This window comes from Empedobacter sedimenti, from assembly GCF_030005555.1.
GTDB lineage: Bacteria > Bacteroidota > Bacteroidia > Flavobacteriales > Weeksellaceae > Empedobacter > Empedobacter sedimenti.
Genome location: NZ_JASCQG010000002.1, coordinates 169,154 through 189,941, shown reverse-complemented (window position 1 = coordinate 189,941; position 20,788 = coordinate 169,154). Strand labels below are relative to the sequence as shown.

Genomic DNA, 20,788 nt, shown 5'->3' with positions numbered 1-20,788 from the left:
GAACAATTTTGTTCTACACCTGATCCAGATAATGCTGGCGGAGGGATTGATGTTAGCAATAACTTCATCTCCTCATCAAAAAACAAATTTAATGATGAAGGAAATTATTTCACAAACGTCTTGGCAAGAATGGCTAGGCGTACTTTTTTCAATTTTTCAAGTTGTATTAGCCCGATATAACAATCCAAAAAATTATTTATTCGGAATCGCAGGAATTACACTTTCACTATTTGTAATGTTTAATTCTAAACTTTATGCAGAATTTACGCTTAACATTTACTATTTAGTCATGAGTATTTATGGTTGGTTGTATTGGAAATATGGACAACAAAAACATGAAATTGAAATCTCTAAAACAAATAACGTAGAATGGCGTTTTGTTGTAGGAATAGTCTTAGTTAGTTTCACTATTTTTTATTTAGCCTTAACTCATTTCACAGATTCTGATGTACCTATTTGGGATTCTTTAGTCAGTGCGTTTGCATGGGCTGGAATGTGGCTAATGGCTAAACGAAAACTAGAAAATTGGATTTTATTGAACATTAGTAATATCATCTCAATTCCATTAATGATTCATAAAAATCTCTATTTATACGCAATTCTTTCAGCTTTACTTTTTACAGTTGCGATTTCTGGATACATGAATTGGAGAAAAATCATAAACGAAAAAAATGCTTAATACTGATTCTATTCGCAAACAATTATTAAATGTAGAAACCTTCAATTCGGAGATTTTACAATTAATAGAAAGTCAAAACTGGTTAAACATTTGGGTTCCTAAGCAATATAACGGACTTGGCTTAGCTTTTTCTGAAGGATTGCAGATTCTTCAAAAAACGGCTAAAATAGACGGAAGTTTAGGCTGGTTGGTGACTTTATGCAGTGGTGCAAATTATTTTTCACGAAATTTAAAACCAACTATTGCGCATCAATTATTCTCTTCTCAAAAAACATGTTTTGGTGGAAGTGGAATGCTAGGTGGAACAGCAGAGAAAAATGGCAGTTATTACACTATAAATGGTTTATGGCATTATGCAACTGGCGCTCCTTACCTTACCCATTTTACGCTGAATGCGAAATTAATTGAAAATGGAAATGAAATTTTAGATGAACATGGCGAGCCAAAATTTTTGTCATTTATACTTGACAAATCACAAGTAGAATTAATTCCGACATGGAAATCTATGGGAATGATTGCCACATCTTCACATAGTTTTGAAGTTCTAAATCAAAAAGTACATCAAGATTATAGTTTTATTTACAACGAATTTTATTCGGATGATTTAGTCGAAAAAATTCCATTTCGAGTTTTTGCTGATTTAACATTATTGGTCAATTATTTAGGAATGGCTGAACACTTCCTTGAAAAAAGTTTAGAATTATTATCATCTAAACTTCAAACAGATTTTGGAATTCTATTGAATGAAAGTACCTCACAAACAATTCGTTTTTCGATCAAAGTAGAAAATTTACTAAGTAAAAACGAAGTAATCACAAACGAATTAGAAACTGAAATTCATCAATTTGGAGAAAATTCAATCGAACAAATCACCAATTACATTATTCAACTTTATCCACATTTGGGTATTAAAGCTTCAAAAACAAATGAAGAAATTAATCAAATTTTCCGAGATTATTTTACCGCAACACAACATCGAAATTTCAGAAAAACACTTTAACTAATCTCTCTATTTATCTATATTTGCAAATCAAACCTTGGCTGCGTAATTTAATGGATAGAATATCAGATTCCGGTTCTGACAGTATGAGTTCGAGTCTCATCGTGGTCACTATTTTTTTTAAATAAATACAAAGAGTTCTTTTTTCTAGCTATACCTTTGCCAAAATTTACTCAGTTTTGGAATTCGAACTTTTATTTTATTTATGTACAGCCGCTTTTGTCGCTGGTTTCATAGATTCTATTGTCGGTGGAGGCGGACTTATACAAACGCCTTTATCATTAGCTTTTTTACCACAATTACCAGTTTCTACAGTTATCGGAACCTTAAAAATACCTGCATTTAGTGGCACTTTATTAGCAACTTCGCAATACCTAAAAAAAGTAAAAATTGATTGGAAATTATTTGCAATCATGGCAATATGCGCTTTTATATCAGCATTTTTAGGCTCTCAATTATTGACTGTCGTTAGCAACGATTTTATGAAACCCGTTTTGCTAATCATCCTAATTATTCTGGCTATTTATACTATTTTCAAAAAAGATTTTGGTCAAGCAGAAGAACGCAAAATTCCTTATCGCATCGCTATTATAAACGGATGTATTGTAAGTATTGTAGTTGGTTTTTACGATGGTTTTATTGGTCCGGCAACAGGTACTTTTTTTATTTTAGGGTTTGTTACACTTCTTGGAATGGATTTTTTGAAAGCAAACACCAATGCAAAACTGATTAATTTAGCAACCAATTTTGGTTCTATTTGTTTGTTTTTGCTCAAAGGCAAAATCATTTGGTCAATTGCACTACCAATGGCTGTTTGTAACGCTTTAGGTGGTTTTATTGGCGCGAAATTAGCCATAAACAAAGGAAATAAATTTATTCGTTACATATTTATTTTGGTAATCCTTATTTCAATTTGTAGATTTGGTTACGAAGTAATTTTCAAGTAGATGAAACCATTTTTTTCAATAATTCTTCTTTCTATTTTCAGTCAATTAACCAAAGCGCAACAGTTTGTTTTGGTCGATTCTATTGAGATTGAAAATAAAGCGATTACAACAATTGAAACTGACCTTAATAATTCACTTTACTTGATTTCGGATTCTAAAGTTGAAAAACATTTTCAACAAAAAAAAACAAAAAGTATTGATTTCAAAAACATTATAACTTCCGTAGACTCTAATAATCCGTTGAGATTTTATCTTTATTCAAATTTTAATCGATTATCAATTTTGGATGAAGATCTCAACCCTATACAAGATCCGATTACCATTTCCTCTACCAATTTTATGCCTTCTGCATTAAAGGTTGTTGACAATCAGTTTTGTTGGTTTTATGATTTGATTGGTAATAAAATTGTTTACTACAATTATCAATTACAAAAAACAATCATCAACTCTAAGCAAGTTTATCTAAAAAATAATGATCAAGCGATAGAGAATATTCATGTTTTCAAGAACCTTGTTTATTTAAAAGGCGAGCAAACAATTTATGTTTACGACGATTACGGAAATTTCAAAACCAATTTCTCTATAGATATTGAAAATTCTCCATTCAAGTTTTATAAAAACACATTGTTTTATTCAAAAAACAATAAACTATATTCTATAAATTTAGAAAATCAGATTATTTCATCTTTACTTGATTTGAATGATTCGAAAAGTATTACGATGAATGAAACTACTTTTTATTCATACAATAATAACAAAGTTTACATATACTCTATTAAGTAATTATAATTTTCTGATTTACAAAATATTAAATCATTCTTTTTATTAGACATAGCTCAGATTAAGTATTTATTTTTTACCAGAAGATTCAGAAATCATCTTTGAATAATTTTTTTCTAAAAAAGATTTTTCTATGAAGCTCAACTTCAAATTTTGTTTAGAGAATTAAGGTTTAGTATATTTGCAGACGTTAAAATAATTGGAAAAATGCATATCGCCATCGCCGGAAATATTGGAGCAGGTAAAACTACTCTAACAAATCTTTTAGCAAAACAATACAATTGGACAGCTCAGTTTGAGGATGTTGAAACTAATCCATATTTAGATGATTTCTACAATGATATGGAAAAATGGGCTTTCAATCTTCAGATTTACTTCTTAGGAAGCCGTTTCAATCAAGTGAAAGAAATCAGAGAAAGTGGTCAAAACATTATCCAAGACCGTACAATTTATGAAGATGCGCACATTTTTGCGAGCAACTTAAATGATATGGGACTTTTATCTACACGAGATTACAATAATTATTTACGTGTCTTTAATTTGATGACAACTTTTGTCGAAGCGCCAGATTTATTAATCTATCTTAAAGCTTCTATCCCTACATTGGTTTCTCAAATTCAGAAACGTGGTCGTGATTACGAAAACTCGATCAGTATTGATTATTTGAGTCGTTTGAATGAAAAATATGACAAATGGATTTCTAATTACAAAGAAGGAAAAGTATTAGTAATCGACGTGGACAATTTAGATTTTGTTGAAAATAAAGAAGATTTAGGATTCATTTTCAACAAAATAGAAGGCGAAATAAACGGACTTTTTTAGTCGAAAAAAATAAAGTAACTTGCACGGCTTGATTTTAAATGAATCAAGCCGTTTTTGTGCTGAATTATTATGGAAAATAAAAATAATATGTTGAAGGGTGTCTTGTTTGTTGCAATGGGAGCTAGCTTCTACGGAATGTTGGCTACTTTTGTTAAAGTTGCATACGACCAAGGTTACACAACTGCCGAAGTAACAGCTTCGCAGTTTGTTTTAGGAATTATAACTTTATTAATTATCAATTTTATCATGGGAAAAAAGAAGAAATTAACTTCTGTTTTACCAAAAGATAAGAAAAAATTGATGTTGGCAGGAACATCTTTAGGATTCACAAGTTTGTTTTACTATTTGGCAGTACAATACATCAATGTTTCTATTGCGATTGTCTTGCTAATGCAAACCGTTTGGATTAGTATTTTGGTAGAAAGTATAATGAACAAAAAATTTCCTTCTGCTCAAAAACTAATCGCAACAATATTGGTATTGGGAGGAACTGTTTTAGCTACAAACTTAATCAATCAAGATGTAGAACTTAATCCAAAAGGTTTATTTTGGGGATTTTTGGCTGCTTGTTCATTCACTACAACCATGTTTACCTCAAATAGTATGGCTAATTATTTACCACCTTATCAAAAAAGTTTATATATGCTTTATGGTGGTGGAATTATAGTTGCCTTATTTGTCTTTTTTAGTCAATTAGGACCATATTATTTTGATGGATTAATGAGTTTTTATAGAATTTTCTCTGATGATGTAGCTGGTATTCATCCGCTTAATATGCATATTTTTTATACCTGGGGAATTATTCTTTCGTTATTTGGAACAGTGTTACCTCCTATCTTACTAAACAAAGGTTTTCCACACACAGGCTTAGGCTTAGGAAGTATCGTTTCTTCGATAGAGTTACCTGTTTCTGTAACCATGGCATTCATCGTATTGCAAGAACAAGTTCTCGCCATACAATGGACCGGAATAGCAGTGATAATTTTTGCAATCATCATTTCTAATCTGAATTTTAAGAAAAAATAAATTCAAAATCCTCAACACTTGTTGAGGATTTTTTTTGGATCAATGATTTTTTTGTACATTTAAAAGACAACTCAACAATACAATTTAAACTATGGGAAAATTCTTACTTATCACTTTTGCATTTTTTGGTGTTTTATTTTCATGCAACAATGACGATGATAACACACAAAACAATGAAAAACATCAATTAGAAAATATGCTAAAGGAAATTACAACTTTGTCTTTAAGTGAACAATGTACTGATGCTTCAAAATGGCGTTTCGTTGAAATTGGAGCTAAATCATGTGGAGGACCTTCTGGTTTTATTGCATATTCCATTAATATTGATACAACACAGTTCTTAAAAAAAGTTGCAAATTACACAAAAGCTCAAGATGATTATAATAAAAAATGGGGATCTGTAGGTGACTGTTCAATTATTAAACCACCTAAAAAGATAAATTGTAAAGACGGTATTCCAACTTTTGAGTATTAAAAAAGCATCTAACCAAGGAAAGATGCCTTTTATACTATAAAATGTAGACTATTTCACCAAAATTTTATTTGCTAATTGATTTGTTCCATCAATTTTTTCTTGAATTGGCAAACCTAATAACTTCGCAAGCATTGGATAAATTTGTGTGTTTGGAAAAACTTTAATCTCTTTACCAGACTTAATATTTGGTCCCCAAGCCATAAAAGTCGCTTTCATTTCTGGCGTTTCTTTTACATAAAAACCATGCGAACCTTTTGGTGCATTTTTGTTAGAGAAATAATTTGGCGCATGCGCAATCAAAATAATATCTCCAATACGATTGTGTCGATCATTCTTCGCATCAAAATGATATTTAGACGGAACACTTGTTGTCTTATAAACATCAAACGTACTATTTTCAGTCGCTTTTATCTCTTTATAAATAGTTTCAATATCCTTTTTATCTTTTACAAATAAACTAACATAAGATCCGTTTGAAGCCACATCAACTTTCGATTCATCAATTTTGATAGGTAATTTCAAAGGATTTTCATCATCAATTCTTGTCATTCCGTGATCAGAAACAAATACAAAATTCACTTTCAAACCAGTTTTTGCAACCTCATCATTCAATTTCTTGATTGATTGATCTACAAACTGCACAGCTTCCTTTGTTTCAGGCGCATCAGGTCCAAAAGAATGCCCCGCATGATCTACTTCCGGAAAATAGAACGTAATCAAATGCGGACGTTTCTCTGCAGGTAATTCTAACCAATTTACCACTTGCTGAATACGATAATCTATTGGTGATTTCTCCGAGTATTTGTACGAATACGTTGGAAACATACCATTAATAGGCGCTTCCGATCCTGGCCAATAATAACACGCTGACAACATTTTATTTTGTTCAGCAAGATTCCAAATTGGCGTTCCTCCGTACCATTTCGGATTAATGACTGCATTACGATTTCCTAATGAATAACGATCACCTACTTCTCTATCATACATGTTATTCCCTACCAAACCGTGATGAATTGGTGTTAATCCTGTTACAATTGTATAGTGATTTGGGAACGTAACCGATGGAAAAGACGGATACATTGCATCTGCTTTTACGCCGTTTTTAGAAAGTTCTAATAAATTTTTAGCATCATGTTTTTGAGCATAATCATAACGAAAACCATCTGCCGAAATCAAGATAACATAAGGTTTATCTTGTTGTTGAACATCATTCACACGATTTTCTACTACAATTTGTTCTTCGATTCCTTGTGCATTTGCTGAAACTGAGAACGTTAAAACAACTGCAGAAAATATACTAAGTATTGATTTTTTCATGCCTCAAATTTAGAAAGTTTTACGCTTAGAATGAATTAAAAAAATATCAAATCTTGAGAGATAATTATTCTAAATTCTAACTCTTTTTTATCAATAACTTCTGAAATTCTTTTCCGATAAATGGATTGACAATATGCTGAAAACCTTTTTGTAATGTAAAAACCGTAATCGTCGCATCAGATTCTGGCGAATAAATCACATCTGTTCCCCACCAACCTCCGTGATAATAGGCGTTAAATCCTAAATCAAAATGAAAAATTCCTAAACAATATTTAGATTGGTCTGAAGGTAAAACATAAGTCGACATCGAATCCAAAATTTGTTTATTCTGAATAATTTTTCCTTCAAACAAATACTGAAAAAACAAAGCTGATTCTTTAGCAGTCGAAGCAATTCCTCCACCCCCATACAAATCCCAAGATGGATTCAAATCATACGAATCCCACTTATATTTATCAGCATATTGATGTGCAAGTGGAAGTGTTTGTTGCGGATATTTCTCCAAATCGATAAACCACGTTTTTGTCAAACCTAATTCTTTGTATTTTAACAAATCTCGCATTGCTTTGTAAAATGGTTGATGCGTTTTTTGCTCAATAATTTCTGCTAAAAGCAAATAATTGATATCGCCATAACTAAATTTTTCTCCAACTTTTTGTGGACTTCCAATTTCCATTGCACGTTTGATCTGTTCCGTCTTCGTCCATTTATATTTCGGACGCGTATTCACTAACTCAAAATACGCGTCATCTACATAATCCTGTATTCCAGAAGTGTGAGACAATAAATGTTTGACTGTTATCGTATTCAAATCATAACCATCTTTTTCGAGCAATTGACGAGTCTTGTTAGACAATAAATTCTTGATTGACTGATTGATTGTAACTTGACCTTTTTCTACCAAACGCAAAATTGCAGCAGCTACATAAGGTTTGGTATTACTTGCAATCAAAACCGGTTGTTGGTTACTTAAAACTTCATTCGTTTTAATATCCGAAACGCCTTTTGCATAACTCCACGAAATGTTTTGTTTTGGTGCTTCAACGTGAACAATAATTCCCACAGCATCTTTATTTTTCTCGTAAATCGAATCTATTTTAGATTGAAAAATGGTTTGCAATTGCGCAACTCCGATAAAAGGAATGAGTATAATATTGAGTAGAAGTGTTTTCTTCATTTAGTGTTATTTTGATTTAAAGATAAATAAAATCTTGATATGAGATGTTGAAACAAGTTCAACATGACAATTATAATGTGATCCTGAAACGAGTTCAGGATGACTCTCCTCTAAAATACTACGGTCTGTCAAGCTGAATTTATTTCAGCTTCGCATCCTTATAAACTTTATTATAATTAAAAGATACCTCGATAAGTTCGGTATGACAAGTCGTTACAATTATATAGACAAAAAAAAGAGCTGAGGTAATTCTCAGCTCTTTTTAGATTTATTAATTTGAATTGATTATTTAATCTCAACACGAATTCCTTCGCTTTGCGCACTCAATTCTGGTGCATACATATTTTGCATAGATGTAATTCCGTTCGAGAAATTACCTGCATTATTCGCTTTCAAATCATATTCGAAAACGTACGTTCCTTTTCTCATATAATCCGAAAAGAAATTCGTAGCTGCATCGCGCGTGCTTTCGTAATACCCAAATTCTCCTTTCCATTTGTAACCAGAAAGTACATTCACAGGCTCGAAACCACTTGCTCGCATATCTTTAATATGTACAAATTGCATGTTACGATCAATAGAAATCTCTAATCGAACCGTTACAATATCACCAACTTTTATCGGTGTTGACGTTGTAATTTCTTTCAGAATTGGACCATTTGTTGAATTTTGTTTGATGAATAATTTCTTGTTGAACTTGATTCCTGTTTCAGCAGATTTTATTTTATCCAAATCTTCAAAATATTGCCAATACATTGCTCCCCAAGCAACACCTGGAGAAGTTTTTGAAACCTCAACTTTACCCATATTTGGTTTTATTTCTTCCTTGTTCCAAGAAGTTTTTACATAACCCGAACCAGCTTGCGAATTTTTATCTAAATCAAACTTTTGATTTCCGATCTTTACATCAATTCCTTTGTCAGCATCTATCCAAGATTTCCCAAAATTCATTAAAGCATAAACCGCTTTCGTCGTTGCTTTTGTTGAATTCCACTGATTTGTTTGACGATTTTTCAATAACCAAACTTTCATTTCTTCTACAGATTTTTCGTCTTTTGTCACTTCATCAAACGCTTCAATTAACAACGATTGTGTTTCAACAGGCGCTTGATACCAAAACCAACCCGGTTGATTTTCTTTCCAATACATACCCATTTCGTCTGATTCTACTGCTTTTTCTTTGATCGAATTCACAACAATTTTAGCAGCAGATTGCATTTGGAAACGATTCATCACAATTGCAGCCATTGCCTTTTGTTGCAACGACAACTCTAATTTTGTATCATTCAAATTCTTTATCATCGCTGTTTTCATTTCTTCCAACTCTTTCGACATTGGATAATCTTCTAAGAAGAAAGAACGCGCATATAAATAATGTAAACCGTCTGAATACGTAACATCCTTGAATGATTTCTGATCTATTTTGAACTCTTTGAAACGTTTTAAATTCTCATCATCAATAAACTGAATTGCTTTCTTAATTAAAGGATTTACATCAATTTCAAATGCTTTGAAATTAACATCCATTTTCTTCATATTTCCGAAACCAGCAACGATATGCGTTGTGATATATTCGTTTGGGCGACCGCCATCAAACCAAGCAAAACCACCATTTGATTGTTGTTTATCAGACAATTTTTGGAAAGCTGATTTCATTTCCGTTTGCATTTGATTCAATTGGAATAAAACCGCAATTTGCTTCATTTGCTCTTCTTCACTTTCCGCATTTTTCACCCAAGGTGTTTCTTCTAAAATGATATTTTTCAATTCTTGGTTCAATTGTAATTTCGATTTCAATTCACCTTTTTTGTTCCAATCATCAAAAACAGTTTTAATTTTTGGATTCGAATTAATCACTTTTTCCGAAATCATATTTCCATATAAACGCGAGAACACTTGCTCAGCGCATTCGTAAGGATATTCGCGCAAATAAGGCAACGAGAAAATCGCGTACCAAATTGGATTCGTTGTCATCTCAAACGTTAATTTGAAATTATCCAAAGAAGTCGATTTATTGTTAATCATATTCTCAAATTGGAACGATTTCTTTTGACCTTCTTTCACGTAAATAGGCAACGTTTCTGTCACCATCATACGATTTGACAGAATTGGTAAAGCCGATTCCTCTCCATCAGAAAAATCTCCAGCCGAAGCCACGACACGATAAACAACCGCTTGTACATTTTTCGGAACATCAATTGTCCATGTTACTTGATCTGAGCTTCCTTTTGCTACATTGAACTTCTGAATTGCATTTGTCAACTTAAATTGCGCATCAATTGGTTGATTGGTAAACGCATCAAAGAACATCAACTTCGCAGATCCATTTAATACTTTATCTGATAAATTATTAATCTTAGACGAAACCGAAATCTGATCGCCTTCGCGTAAAAAACGTGGCATATTTGGTACAACCATCAAGTCTTTTTGGGTGCGAACATTTTGTTCTAAATAACCTGTTTTAAGGTCTGGCGTATGCGCAATCGCCATAAATTTCCACTCTGTTAAACTTTCTGGCGTTGTAAATTCTATAATTACGTTTCCGTTTGCATCAGTTTTTAAGTTTGGATAAAAGAACGCTGTTTCATTTAGATTTGTACGTGCTTTTACATTATCTAAAGTTGCATTAGCAGCTTTTTTGGTAATTATAATTACTACTCCATTTGCACCTCTAGATCCATATACCGCTGTTGCTGCGCCATCTTTCAATACATTAATTGATTGAATATCATCTTCTTTTAAATCACTTGGCATTTTATCATACACCACTCCATCTACTACAAATAACGGATTATTATCTGCAGCTAAATTTGATAATCCTCGAATTGTTATCTCTTGAGAAGCATACCCAAGCTCTTTTTTATCTCTGGTAATTCCCATTGCCGTTACAACTCCTCCTTCTAAATCGACATTATCTGCTTCAACCTGAACGCCAGCAACACTACCTGCTAACTCATTCGATACATTTGCAGTAGGTGCAGCAACTTTCATCATTCTACGATTCATGCGATATTGATTAAATCCAAAATCAAAAAGATCAAAACTTAAACCTGCATATCCTCCTGAATAAAAATCATAATAACGATTATTATAAATAGCACTTGAGCCATTTACCAAATAAAATTGGTATAAATTGAATGAACGATTAACACGACGATTCGTAATATTATAGACATTAAAATCTAACGAATTTGACGCAAACTGATCTAAAGAAGCATCATACATACTTGCCAAAACCTCAGCAGAAAATTTGTCTTTGTTTGGTCCTTCAATTTTTAATTGCCATTTTTCTTTTGCGCCAGGCGTCAATTTATCACGTAGAACCTCCGCTGTAACTTTCAAGTTTTTGTTACTAAAAGGAACCATCAAATTAAGTGTTCCGGTTTGTGAATCATTAAATTTCGTCATCACATAATTCACATAAATTCCGCCACGGTATTCCTCTTTGATCGGAATTTCGATTGACGATTTTTTGTTCAAATCCAAGAAACCTTTTTCGATCACTTTCTCGTTTGCCTCAATTTCATAGTAAACTGATGCATCTTTAGCACCAGATTTAAAATTAATCTTCGCAATTTCATTTGGTTCGAATTGATTTTTATTTGCCGTAACATTCAAAAGTGTTTTGATACTTTCTGCTTTTTTCTCATTCGAGATATAAATCAAACGATCAACTTCTACTTTTTGTGTTCCATCCAAAACATAACCTTTTACAACATAATAACCTTCTGCTAAATCTGTTACTTGATTAAATTTAATTTCATTTGAAATTTTTGTATCAAAATCAGCTTCGAAAACTTTCTTATTTGTTGTCCAAGTTTTTGGATTCATTTCATCTCCAAAAGGTTCATTTGGAAACAATTTCTTGAACTCTTCTTTTGTGTAAAAATTGTAATCTGTTGTAAATTTTTGACGACGAACAATTTCTTTTGGCGCATTTAACGTATAAATTTCAAGATGACCTTTGCCATCTAATTTTTCATCATTCAGATTTTTTACATCAACTTTAAATGTTTTCAAATCTTCTGCTTTCGCTTTATCAGATATTCCAACAGTTAATACCATTCGTGTATCACCAACTTTTACAGAAGACGATGTCACTTGAGTTTCTCCATTTACATCTGTTACTTTAGCCTCAATAAAATAATTGTAAGTTCTTATCTCATCTTTCTTCTTCTCAGAAGCTGGTTTTGCAACAAAATCAAATGTAAATTTACCTTCAGCATCCGTTAGTGTTTCTCCGAAAGTAATTTCTTCGCGCTCGCCACGACCTGCTGGAATTGAACGATACCAAGGCCAAAATGTAAAAATCTCTTGACGATAAACACGATAAGTTACATTTGCATTATCGATATTTGCACCAGAAAAAGCTACAGCTTTTCCGTCAACTTTTACTTTATCATTTAAGCTATAAACACCTTTATTTTTCTCAATTTCGACTTCAAATTTTGGACGTTTATATTCTTCAACTTTAAATGAATAATAACCTTCATTATTTATTGGTCTTATTGTAAAATTACCTGTTAGTCCAGAGTTTGGTAAAACAAAACTTCCGTTTATTGATCCAAATTCGTTTGTAGTTAAATCAATTTTCGAAATTTCTTTACTATTTACATCATACAAACCAATTGTCAATTTTGAATTCGGAACTACTTTTCGCTCTTTTTTATTAGAACTGTATAAAATTCCTTTGAAATAAACCGTTTGTCCTGGACGATAAATTGCACGATCTGTGAAAATCTTGACTGATGATGTTCTTGTTTCCGAATATCTTCCACCTTCATAATAATAAGATGAATAAATGGTATGCTCATCTTTTACACGATACTCAAAATTTCGCCAACCAAGAGGAAATTGAATCATCCCATTTTTATCTGAAACAAAAGTTTTTAAAGTATTCTTTTCATAATATGAGCGATCAATAAACTCTACCGAAACATTAGCTTCTGGTTTTCCTGATTCGCGATTTACAACAGAAACCTTTTCATTAAGTGGATTAATTGCATATTTAGAAACCATTATATCTAAATAATCAATTTCATCTTTTTTGTTGATTTTAAATTCTGACGAATTTGAAAATAAGACAATGTAACGACCACTTTTTAAAGGATTTAATTTCACAATTGTTGAATGAAACTGGTAATCATCAAACGATTTTACATCAAGTGTATATTGCTCAACAACTTTTAAGCTATTCAAGAAATTTTGCGCATCTACAATTCTTTCGTCATTGTAAACATTAAGTACTTGTTTCTTGTCGTCATCATCAAAACCTGCATTATAAGCCAATACTTTTACAAAAACTTTGTTCAAATTCTTATGCGAAAGTTTGATTGGTGTATTCTGATTTTCATTAATATACTTTTCTCCTTCAATAATAATTTCTTGCGATTTTATTTTTGAAACCAAAGAATCAATTGTCTTTCTTTCTTCAGAAGTTGGATAGAGTTTTGATACTTTTTGCTGAATGTCAAAAATCTTGTTTGTGTTTGCTAATTTATCTTCTTGCAAATTGTACAAATCCGTTGCTAAAGTTGCATAAACGTATGCAGAATACCATGCTTTAGAATATTTTGTTGTTAAAGCTTCTTTTTGTTTAATGAATTCAGAATTTTGAAGTTCTTCGCGTTTACCTTCTAACAAAATCAATTCATTGTACAAAACAGCATTCTCAATTTGCTTTTGTTTATTAAGCTGAATCAAATCGTTTCGTAACTGATCAGCTTTATTTTTTTCGTCATTCTGACTTAAAAAAGCAATATATTCTGTCACTAAAACATCATAAATTGTTGGCGACAAATCAGTTTGCTGTTGTATTGATTTAAGGTCTTCGCTAAACGTCAATATTTTCTTGAAATCAGTTGGTTTCGCATTTATTAATTCATTCTTTGGTTGAATCGATTTAACAAAATAATCGTTAATCGTTTTCTTAAATGTTTCTTCTGTCCAAAATCGTACATCACTAGATGATTGACTTTCTACATTTGTACGACTATTAATTTTGTAACGGTTTTCGTTGTAATAAACTTGGTACAATTGCGCTAAATACGAGTTAACAATCGCATCATTTATCGCAGACTTTCCACTCAGCTCTTTCTTAAAATTATCAAATACAAAATTAACATCATCTGTTTCATCAGACGTTGCAACTTTTACTTTTGCATCATAAAAAAGTGCTTTTACAAGACTTTGATGATCATTATCTTTACGCGAAAGCTCTTTGATTTCGTCAATTTTTGGTTGTATGGATTTAAATTGACCATTTTGAATTTCTTTGTCAATCTCTCTCCACTTTTGATCAATCGTTGGTGATTGAGCCATAAGCAGTGTATTGGTTAAGATGGTTAATAAAAACAAGAATTGTTTCATAGATGTTCTTTTATGAGTAGATGCAAGTTACGGAAAAAAGGTTGTTTGGGAAAATGAAAAAAACATCAAATACCTGATTATTAGGCATAAAAAAATCTGAATGTTGCCATCCAGATTTTTGATATATAAGTGTTGATTTCTATAAATCGTCTACGTCTAAATCTTCATCAATTTGAAGATCATTTAATTCTGCGTCTTCTGCAAAATCTATATCCTCGTCTTCTTCTAAATCTACCATTAAGTCTTTCTTCGGTGCTTTAAGAGGCATTGATCCAAAACGATAAACAGTCAAAGGATAGTTAAGAACTGCTGGTTTGTCTTCTACAGAAATTAATTCTGCAACAAACGTCCACATTTCCATAAAATCATATACAAAAGCCATACGATCTCCTTGATTAACAAAAGCTTCTTTGATATAAAAATCTGCCATTGTCTCATCTGTACCATCATCGGACATATCCTCTAAAGGAATTTCTTTTGTTTGGTTTCCATCTTCATCTAATTCATAGAATGATGCTAACTCTTCACCTTGTAAACTAAAAGCACTAATGATACCTTTGTATAATGTGAATAAAGTTTGCTTCTCTTTAATTTCTATGTCTCTAAATACATCCTCTTTTGCATCAAGGAATACACGAATTTTATATATCACTTTCTAAATATTTTTCGGTTCCAAATTTAAATCTTTTCCCATATTAATTACAAATTCTAAGGCAGAATTATAATTATTTTCTACTTCGCCTTCAAGAATTGCTTCTTTTATGGCATTTTTTAGAATTCCAATTTCTTTTCCAGGTTGAATACCAAATATTTCCATAATTTGTTCACCTGAAATTGGTGGTTGAAAATTACGAACTTTATCGCGTTCTTCAACATCTTTTATTTTTTGTTCTACAACTTCAAAATTTTGCTTGAAACGTCTTTGTTTCTTTTCATTTTTGGTTGTAATATCTGCTTTACAAAGCGTTATTAAATCGTCAAAATCTTCGCCAGCATCAAATAATAAACGACGCAATGCAGAATCTGTAGCATCATCTGTTACTACAGCTATTGGGCGAGAGCTCATCATAACCAACTTCTGCACATATTTCATTTGATTACCTAATGGTAATTTAAGTCGTCTAAACAACTTAACTGTCATTTTAGACCCAACAAACTCGTGCGAATGGAACGTCCAGCCTACTTTTTTATCAAAACGCTTTGTTACAGCTTTTCCTATATCGTGTAAAAGTGCAGCCCAACGCAACCAAACATTGTCTGTATTTTCAGAAATATTATCCACAACTTCTAACGTATGATAAAAATTGTCCTTGTGTTTTTGACCTTCTACTTCTTCAATTCCTTTTAATGCAATTAACTCTGGTAAAATATGTTGTAACAATCCTGATTGCTCTAACAACAATAATCCTACCGAAGGTTTATCTGTCATCATAATCTTTTGAAACTCGTCCATTACACGTTCAAAAGATACAATATTTATACGATCCGCATTATCAATAATTGCTTGAAATGAATCTTTTTCGATCTCAAAATTTAATTGTGCAGCAAAACGAATAGCGCGCATCATGCGCAAAGGATCATCAGAATAGGTAACATTTGGCTCTAATGGCGTTTTGATGATTTTATTATTCAAATCTTCCACTCCATTAAAAGGGTCGATTAATTCGCCAAAATTTTCTTTGTTCATTGATATCGCCAATGTATTGATTGTAAAATCACGACGTTTTTGATCATCTTCTAATGTTCCGTCTTCTACATGTGGTTTTCGACTATCTTCAGAATAACTCTCTTTGCGAGCTCCTACAAACTCTAATTCTGTTTGTTCGTATTTGAACATTGCTGTACCAAAACGCTTAAAAACAGAAACCTGCGATGTGTTTCCTAATTTATTTGATAATTCTTTGGCTAATAAGATTCCGTTGCCAACGGTTACAAAATCGATGTCTTTTTTTTGACCACGATTTAATAAATAATCGCGTACAAATCCTCCAACTACATAAGTTTCCTGATTGATATTATCAGCAACTTCTGCTACATGATTAAAAATTGGATTTGATACGGCTTCTAAGATTTTCATTCTGCAAAAGTAAACGATTTGATGAAAAAAACTACTCTCTAATAACTTTTACTTCGTTATCTAGACCTAATTTAATTATGGTAGATGCAGTGAACTGAGGTACAAATGTTTTAGTTTCTTCTGGAATAAAATCAACTCCCTCAATCACAGTTTTATTTACCTCCGAAAATACTTTTGGCGAAGGTTCTCCTGATAAATTAGCAGATGTAGAAACAATAGGACCACCTAATTTTCCGATGATTTTTTTACAGAATAAATCATCTGTCAACCGAATAGCAATTGTATTATCTCCTGCTACTAATGATTTTGGTAAACCTTTTGGATTATCATAAATAATTGTAATAGGTTTTTCGTTAAATTCTATTAAATCCCAAGCTAATTCTGGTACCTCTACAATATCTTGTAACATACGAGGCGAATCAACCAAAATAATCAACGATTTTGAAGATGGTCGATTCTTTATCTGATAAATTTTCTCAATTGCAGCTTCGTTCTTTGCATCGCAGCCCAATCCTAAGATTGTATCTGTTGGATAAAGCATCGTTTCGCCTTGTTTTAGTTTTGCTACAATCTCGTTTATATCTGACATTTTAAATTTATTTTAATGTATTTGAGTGCAAAGGTATTGTAGGAAAATCTACATTAAAAATATTTACTCCAAAATTTATAAGCTTTGGGTTGATTAAATCGATGACAAGCCATTGGTAGTTGATTGTTGTTGAATTTAAGTGATAATTCTGGCTTCCTATCAATACAAAAATTCAGCGCTTCTTTCCAATCAGGAATTTTATAATCAGGATAGTTTTTAGGTACACAAAGTGACCAAAAAACATCTTCGATATGATACTCTGATGCAGGTTTAACAGCCAAATAATTTTTGATAGGAACCTCCATATCCTTAGTTATTTCAATAAACTTTTCAACATTCCTAAGAGAAAAACCTCCATTACCTACTTTAAAAAGTCGCTCAATATTCTGCGGCGTTTTACCTTTCAGTTTTCTAGTAACTTTATTAATTCGTTCAAAAGTTAAGTTAATAAAATTACGCTTGCTACCAGTCCAAGGAGCACCAACGTAGTCGTATCCTTTGTTTATCCAATCTAATAAATCATTCCTAAACACATATACATCTAATTGACAAATTAATATATATTTATAATTAGAAAAAATAGAATAAAAATTAAAATCTAATAAAAGTTGATTATACGCATCAATTGATTTGAAGCAATCTTGATTAAAATTAACAACTCTATAATTATTTAACTGCGAAAAATACGATTGGTAACTCTTGAAAGTAAGGTTCTCTGGAGCTGCAAAAACTATTTCAAAATCATTAAAATGTCGAATTATGCTATTAATCGATTCTTGCTCATATTTGTCCAAAAAATCTCTGTAAATTGGAATTACAATAGCTATGTCGGTAGAATTATTCATTAAAAATGTCTACAATTTAAAGCAAAAATAAACATATCTTTGACACATCAAAGTGAATAATAGATTAATTCTATTATAATCATAAGATTTAATAAAAATGATGCAAAAAATTGTCGTAAATAATAATTATAAGACTACCGAAACCGAAATCAAATCAATTATTGAAAACTTTGATTCAATAAATGATTATTTAGCGAAAGGGACACGAAACTCGATCAAAAAGGTAGTTTTAGAGAATAAAAAGACTGCAACTATAAAATCATTTAAAATTCCGAATGTTGTCAATAAATTTGTGTACAAATTTTTCAGAAAATCAAAAGCTGAACGATCTTATAGATACGCTCTAAAATTAATTGATTTAGGTTTCAAAACGCCTACACCGATTGCTTATGTTGAAAACACTTCTTCATTATCATTTTTGAAAAGCTATTACTTTTGCGAATTGGTTTCGAGCGAAATTACATTCAGAGAATTAGTTCAAGATATCAATTATCCAAATCGTGAAGAAATCTTGAAACAATTCACCAAATTCACTTTTGATTTGCATGAAGCTGGAATTGAATTTTTAGACCATTCTCCTGGAAATACACTAATAAAACAAGTTGGAGAAAATCAATACGAGTTTTATTTAGTAGATCTTAATCGTATGAATTTTCATGATTCAATGAATTTTGATCAACGAATGAAAAATTTCTCTCGTTTATCTCCACAAAAAAATATGGTAGAAATTATGGCAAAAGAATATGCCAAATTAAATCATAAAAATGAGCAAGAAACTATTGATAAAATGTGGTTTTATACGGAAGAATTCCAGCAAAAATTTCATTTAAAACAAGCGCGTAAAAAGAAATTAAAAGCCTTAATTGGAAAAAAATAATTTACAATAAAATCATCTCACGAAAGGGTACAATAATATTGTATCCTTTTTGTTTAAAATACTCTTCGAAACCTTCTCTTTTTGTAATCAATACAAAATCTCCACCCCAAGCACCAAGACTTTTTACAATTCCATTATAATCCGGAAAATACAAATCTTTTGCTTTAGGTTGCTGCATAAAATCGGCTAATTGATCTTGATATTCATTCATTATACTCTCAAAGTCTGTAATTGAATTCACTTTAGTTGTTTCAATAACTAAATCAGAAAGATGATGAACTAGATTCCAATCTTTTGTTTTGTTTTTATAATGATTCCCTACAACTGCCTGTGTATCCTGCTTTTGATTAAGATAAACAAAATATAAATCATCAATAAAATTCCAATTCAACGCTAATTCTTTAACTTCAATTGGATTATTTGAATATAAAATTGGTTGATTATGATGCGCACAAGCAATATCATAACCGCTTGTGTTAAAAGTTAATTTATTTAATTCAAACGGATTAATATCTATCCATTGACTTATCAAATCAATTAACGTAGAACTACTTCCAAGTCCCCACTCTTGCGGATATTCTAACTTTGTTTCACAGTTATAACCTAAATTAGATTCGAAAAAAATAGGATTTAAAGACCTTGCCAGAAATAAAATATTTTGCAGCGATTCGCTCAACTTTTGATTGGTTGAAGAAATAATCTTGAGAGAATTTAACTCAAATTGAGCCTCAAACCAAAGCGAATCATCGTGTTTTTTTGCTTTCCAATTAACTGTATTACTTTGTGTTAGATTTCGCTCTACAAAAAGACACTGCCCATATTTTGTGGGCAGTGCAAATGCTTTTGCGCCATCCATTACAACATATTCCCCGATAAGGAATAATTTACCATTGGAACGGAATTTTTTCATGTTATGCGCCTGCAGAAGAAGTAGAAACTTCTCTATTTATTTTTTTCACTAAACCTTGTAAAGTATTACCTGGGCCAACCTCAATAAATTCGGTTGCACCATCAGCAATCATATTTTGTACAGATTGCGTCCATTTTACAGGAGCTGTTAACTGAGCAATCAAATTTTTCTTGATTTCAGCTGGATCTGTAACTGCAGTAGTTGTTACGTTTTGATAAACTGGACAAACTGGGGTATTGAAAGTTGTTTCTTCAATTGCTTTTGCTAATTCTTCTTCAGCTGGTTTCATTAAAGGTGAGTGAAAAGCTCCACCAACTGGTAAAACTAAAGCACGCTTTGCACCTAATTCTTTCAACTTTTCGCAAGCTAAATTAACAGCTTCAATTTCTCCAGAAATTACTAATTGACCTGGACAATTATAATTTGCAGCAACTACAACTCCATCAATTTCTGCACAAGCATCTTCGACAATTTTGTCGTCTAAACCTAAGATTGCAGCCATTGTAGATGGATTAGCTTCGCAAGCAGCTTGCATTGCTAATGCACGTTTGTAAACTAATTTCAATCCAGCTTCAAAATCTAACGTTTCGTTAGCAACTAAAGCAGAAATTTCTCCTAAAGAGTGTCCCGCAACCATTTCTGGTTTAAAATCTGGTAAAGTTTTAGCTAAAATAACTGAATGTAAGAAAACAGCTGGTTGAGTAACTTTTGTTTGTTTTAGATCTTCCGCAGATCCTTCGAACATGATTGAAGTAATATCGAAACCTAAAATTTCGTTTGCTTTATCAAATAATTCTTTTGCTATTGTAGAATTTTCGTACAAGTCTTTTCCCATTCCTGAGAATTGAGCGCCTTGTCCTGGAAAAACATATGCTTTCATGCTATTATTTTTTATCTA

At 31.6% G+C, this 20,788-nt stretch carries 17 protein-coding genes and 1 tRNA gene; 9 read left to right on the top strand and 9 right to left on the bottom strand.

The window, feature by feature from the left end; translation table 11 throughout:
- Positions 1 to 91 precede the first annotated feature (91 nt).
- The 8 genes from pnuC (at position 92) to QHG34_RS03160 (ending at position 5,729) form a co-directional block, all read left to right on the top strand.
- Complete coding sequence (gene pnuC, locus QHG34_RS03195) at positions 92 to 679, top strand: nicotinamide riboside transporter PnuC (RefSeq protein ID WP_282628850.1); 588 nt, start codon at positions 92 to 94, stop codon at positions 677 to 679.
- The gene (locus QHG34_RS03190; protein ID WP_282628708.1) at positions 672 to 1,679 is read left to right on the top strand and encodes an acyl-CoA dehydrogenase family protein; all 1,008 of its coding nucleotides are present in this window, start codon (positions 672 to 674) and stop codon (positions 1,677 to 1,679) included. Before pnuC ends, QHG34_RS03190 begins: the two co-directional genes overlap by 8 nt.
- Positions 1,680 to 1,718: 39 nt before the next feature.
- Positions 1,719 to 1,790: transfer RNA gene (locus QHG34_RS03185), tRNA-Arg, on the top strand.
- Positions 1,791 to 1,858: 68 nt separating this feature from the next.
- Entirely contained in the window at positions 1,859 to 2,626 is a 768-nt protein-coding gene (locus QHG34_RS03180) for a sulfite exporter TauE/SafE family protein (RefSeq protein ID WP_282628706.1), read from the top strand.
- The gene (locus tag QHG34_RS03175) at positions 2,627 to 3,409 is read left to right on the top strand and encodes a hypothetical protein (RefSeq protein WP_282628705.1); all 783 of its coding nucleotides are present in this window, start codon (positions 2,627 to 2,629) and stop codon (positions 3,407 to 3,409) included.
- A gap of 204 nt (positions 3,410 to 3,613) precedes the next feature.
- Positions 3,614 to 4,228 carry a deoxynucleoside kinase gene (locus QHG34_RS03170; RefSeq protein ID WP_282628704.1) on the top strand — a complete coding sequence of 205 codons (615 nt, stop codon included), beginning with the start codon at positions 3,614 to 3,616 and terminating at the stop codon, positions 4,226 to 4,228.
- Between the two features lie 69 nt (positions 4,229 to 4,297).
- Entirely contained in the window at positions 4,298 to 5,254 is a 957-nt protein-coding gene (locus QHG34_RS03165) for an EamA family transporter (protein WP_282628703.1), read from the top strand.
- A 91-nt stretch (positions 5,255 to 5,345) separates the two neighbouring features.
- On the top strand, positions 5,346 to 5,729 hold the full coding sequence (locus QHG34_RS03160; protein WP_282628701.1) for a hypothetical protein: 384 nt from the start codon (positions 5,346 to 5,348) through the stop codon (positions 5,727 to 5,729).
- A 48-nt stretch (positions 5,730 to 5,777) separates the two neighbouring features.
- On the opposite strand, the gene QHG34_RS03155 is transcribed toward QHG34_RS03160, so the two are convergent.
- The 7 genes from QHG34_RS03155 to QHG34_RS03125 form a co-directional block, all read right to left on the bottom strand.
- Complete coding sequence (locus QHG34_RS03155; RefSeq protein ID WP_282628700.1) at positions 5,778 to 7,046, bottom strand: alkaline phosphatase family protein; 1,269 nt, start codon at positions 7,044 to 7,046, stop codon at positions 5,778 to 5,780.
- A 76-nt stretch (positions 7,047 to 7,122) separates the two neighbouring features.
- Positions 7,123 to 8,223 carry a serine hydrolase domain-containing protein gene (locus tag QHG34_RS03150; protein ID WP_282628699.1) on the bottom strand — a complete coding sequence of 367 codons (1,101 nt, stop codon included), beginning with the start codon at positions 8,221 to 8,223 and terminating at the stop codon, positions 7,123 to 7,125.
- Between the two features lie 285 nt (positions 8,224 to 8,508).
- Positions 8,509 to 14,544, bottom strand: a complete 6,036-nt coding sequence (locus QHG34_RS03145) for an alpha-2-macroglobulin family protein (protein WP_282628698.1) — start codon at positions 14,542 to 14,544, stop codon at positions 8,509 to 8,511.
- A 187-nt stretch (positions 14,545 to 14,731) separates the two neighbouring features.
- Positions 14,732 to 15,244 (bottom strand): IS1096 element passenger TnpR family protein, encoded by a 513-nt coding sequence (locus QHG34_RS03140; RefSeq protein ID WP_282628697.1) that lies wholly within the window; start codon positions 15,242 to 15,244, stop codon positions 14,732 to 14,734.
- Between the two features lie 3 nt (positions 15,245 to 15,247).
- On the bottom strand, positions 15,248 to 16,669 hold the full coding sequence (locus QHG34_RS03135) for a CCA tRNA nucleotidyltransferase (RefSeq protein ID WP_282628696.1): 1,422 nt from the start codon (positions 16,667 to 16,669) through the stop codon (positions 15,248 to 15,250).
- A gap of 31 nt (positions 16,670 to 16,700) precedes the next feature.
- Positions 16,701 to 17,258, bottom strand: a complete 558-nt coding sequence (locus tag QHG34_RS03130; RefSeq protein WP_407080896.1) for an L-threonylcarbamoyladenylate synthase — start codon at positions 17,256 to 17,258, stop codon at positions 16,701 to 16,703.
- Positions 17,259 to 17,311: 53 nt separating this feature from the next.
- Positions 17,312 to 18,103, bottom strand: a complete 792-nt coding sequence (locus QHG34_RS03125; RefSeq protein WP_282628695.1) for a DUF5672 family protein — start codon at positions 18,101 to 18,103, stop codon at positions 17,312 to 17,314.
- 97 nt (positions 18,104 to 18,200) lie between these two features.
- Between QHG34_RS03125 and QHG34_RS03120 the strand changes: the two genes are divergently transcribed.
- The gene (locus QHG34_RS03120) at positions 18,201 to 18,980 is read left to right on the top strand and encodes a lipopolysaccharide kinase InaA family protein (RefSeq protein WP_282628694.1); all 780 of its coding nucleotides are present in this window, start codon (positions 18,201 to 18,203) and stop codon (positions 18,978 to 18,980) included.
- 1 nt (position 18,981) lies between these two features.
- On the opposite strand, the gene QHG34_RS03115 is transcribed toward QHG34_RS03120, so the two are convergent.
- Both QHG34_RS03115 and fabD read right to left on the bottom strand, forming a co-directional pair.
- Positions 18,982 to 19,890 (bottom strand): GYDIA family GHMP kinase, encoded by a 909-nt coding sequence (locus tag QHG34_RS03115; RefSeq protein WP_282628693.1) that lies wholly within the window; start codon positions 19,888 to 19,890, stop codon positions 18,982 to 18,984.
- 1 nt (position 19,891) lies between these two features.
- Complete coding sequence (gene fabD, locus QHG34_RS03110; RefSeq protein ID WP_282628692.1) at positions 19,892 to 20,770, bottom strand: ACP S-malonyltransferase; 879 nt, start codon at positions 20,768 to 20,770, stop codon at positions 19,892 to 19,894.
- Positions 20,771 to 20,788 lie beyond the last annotated feature (18 nt).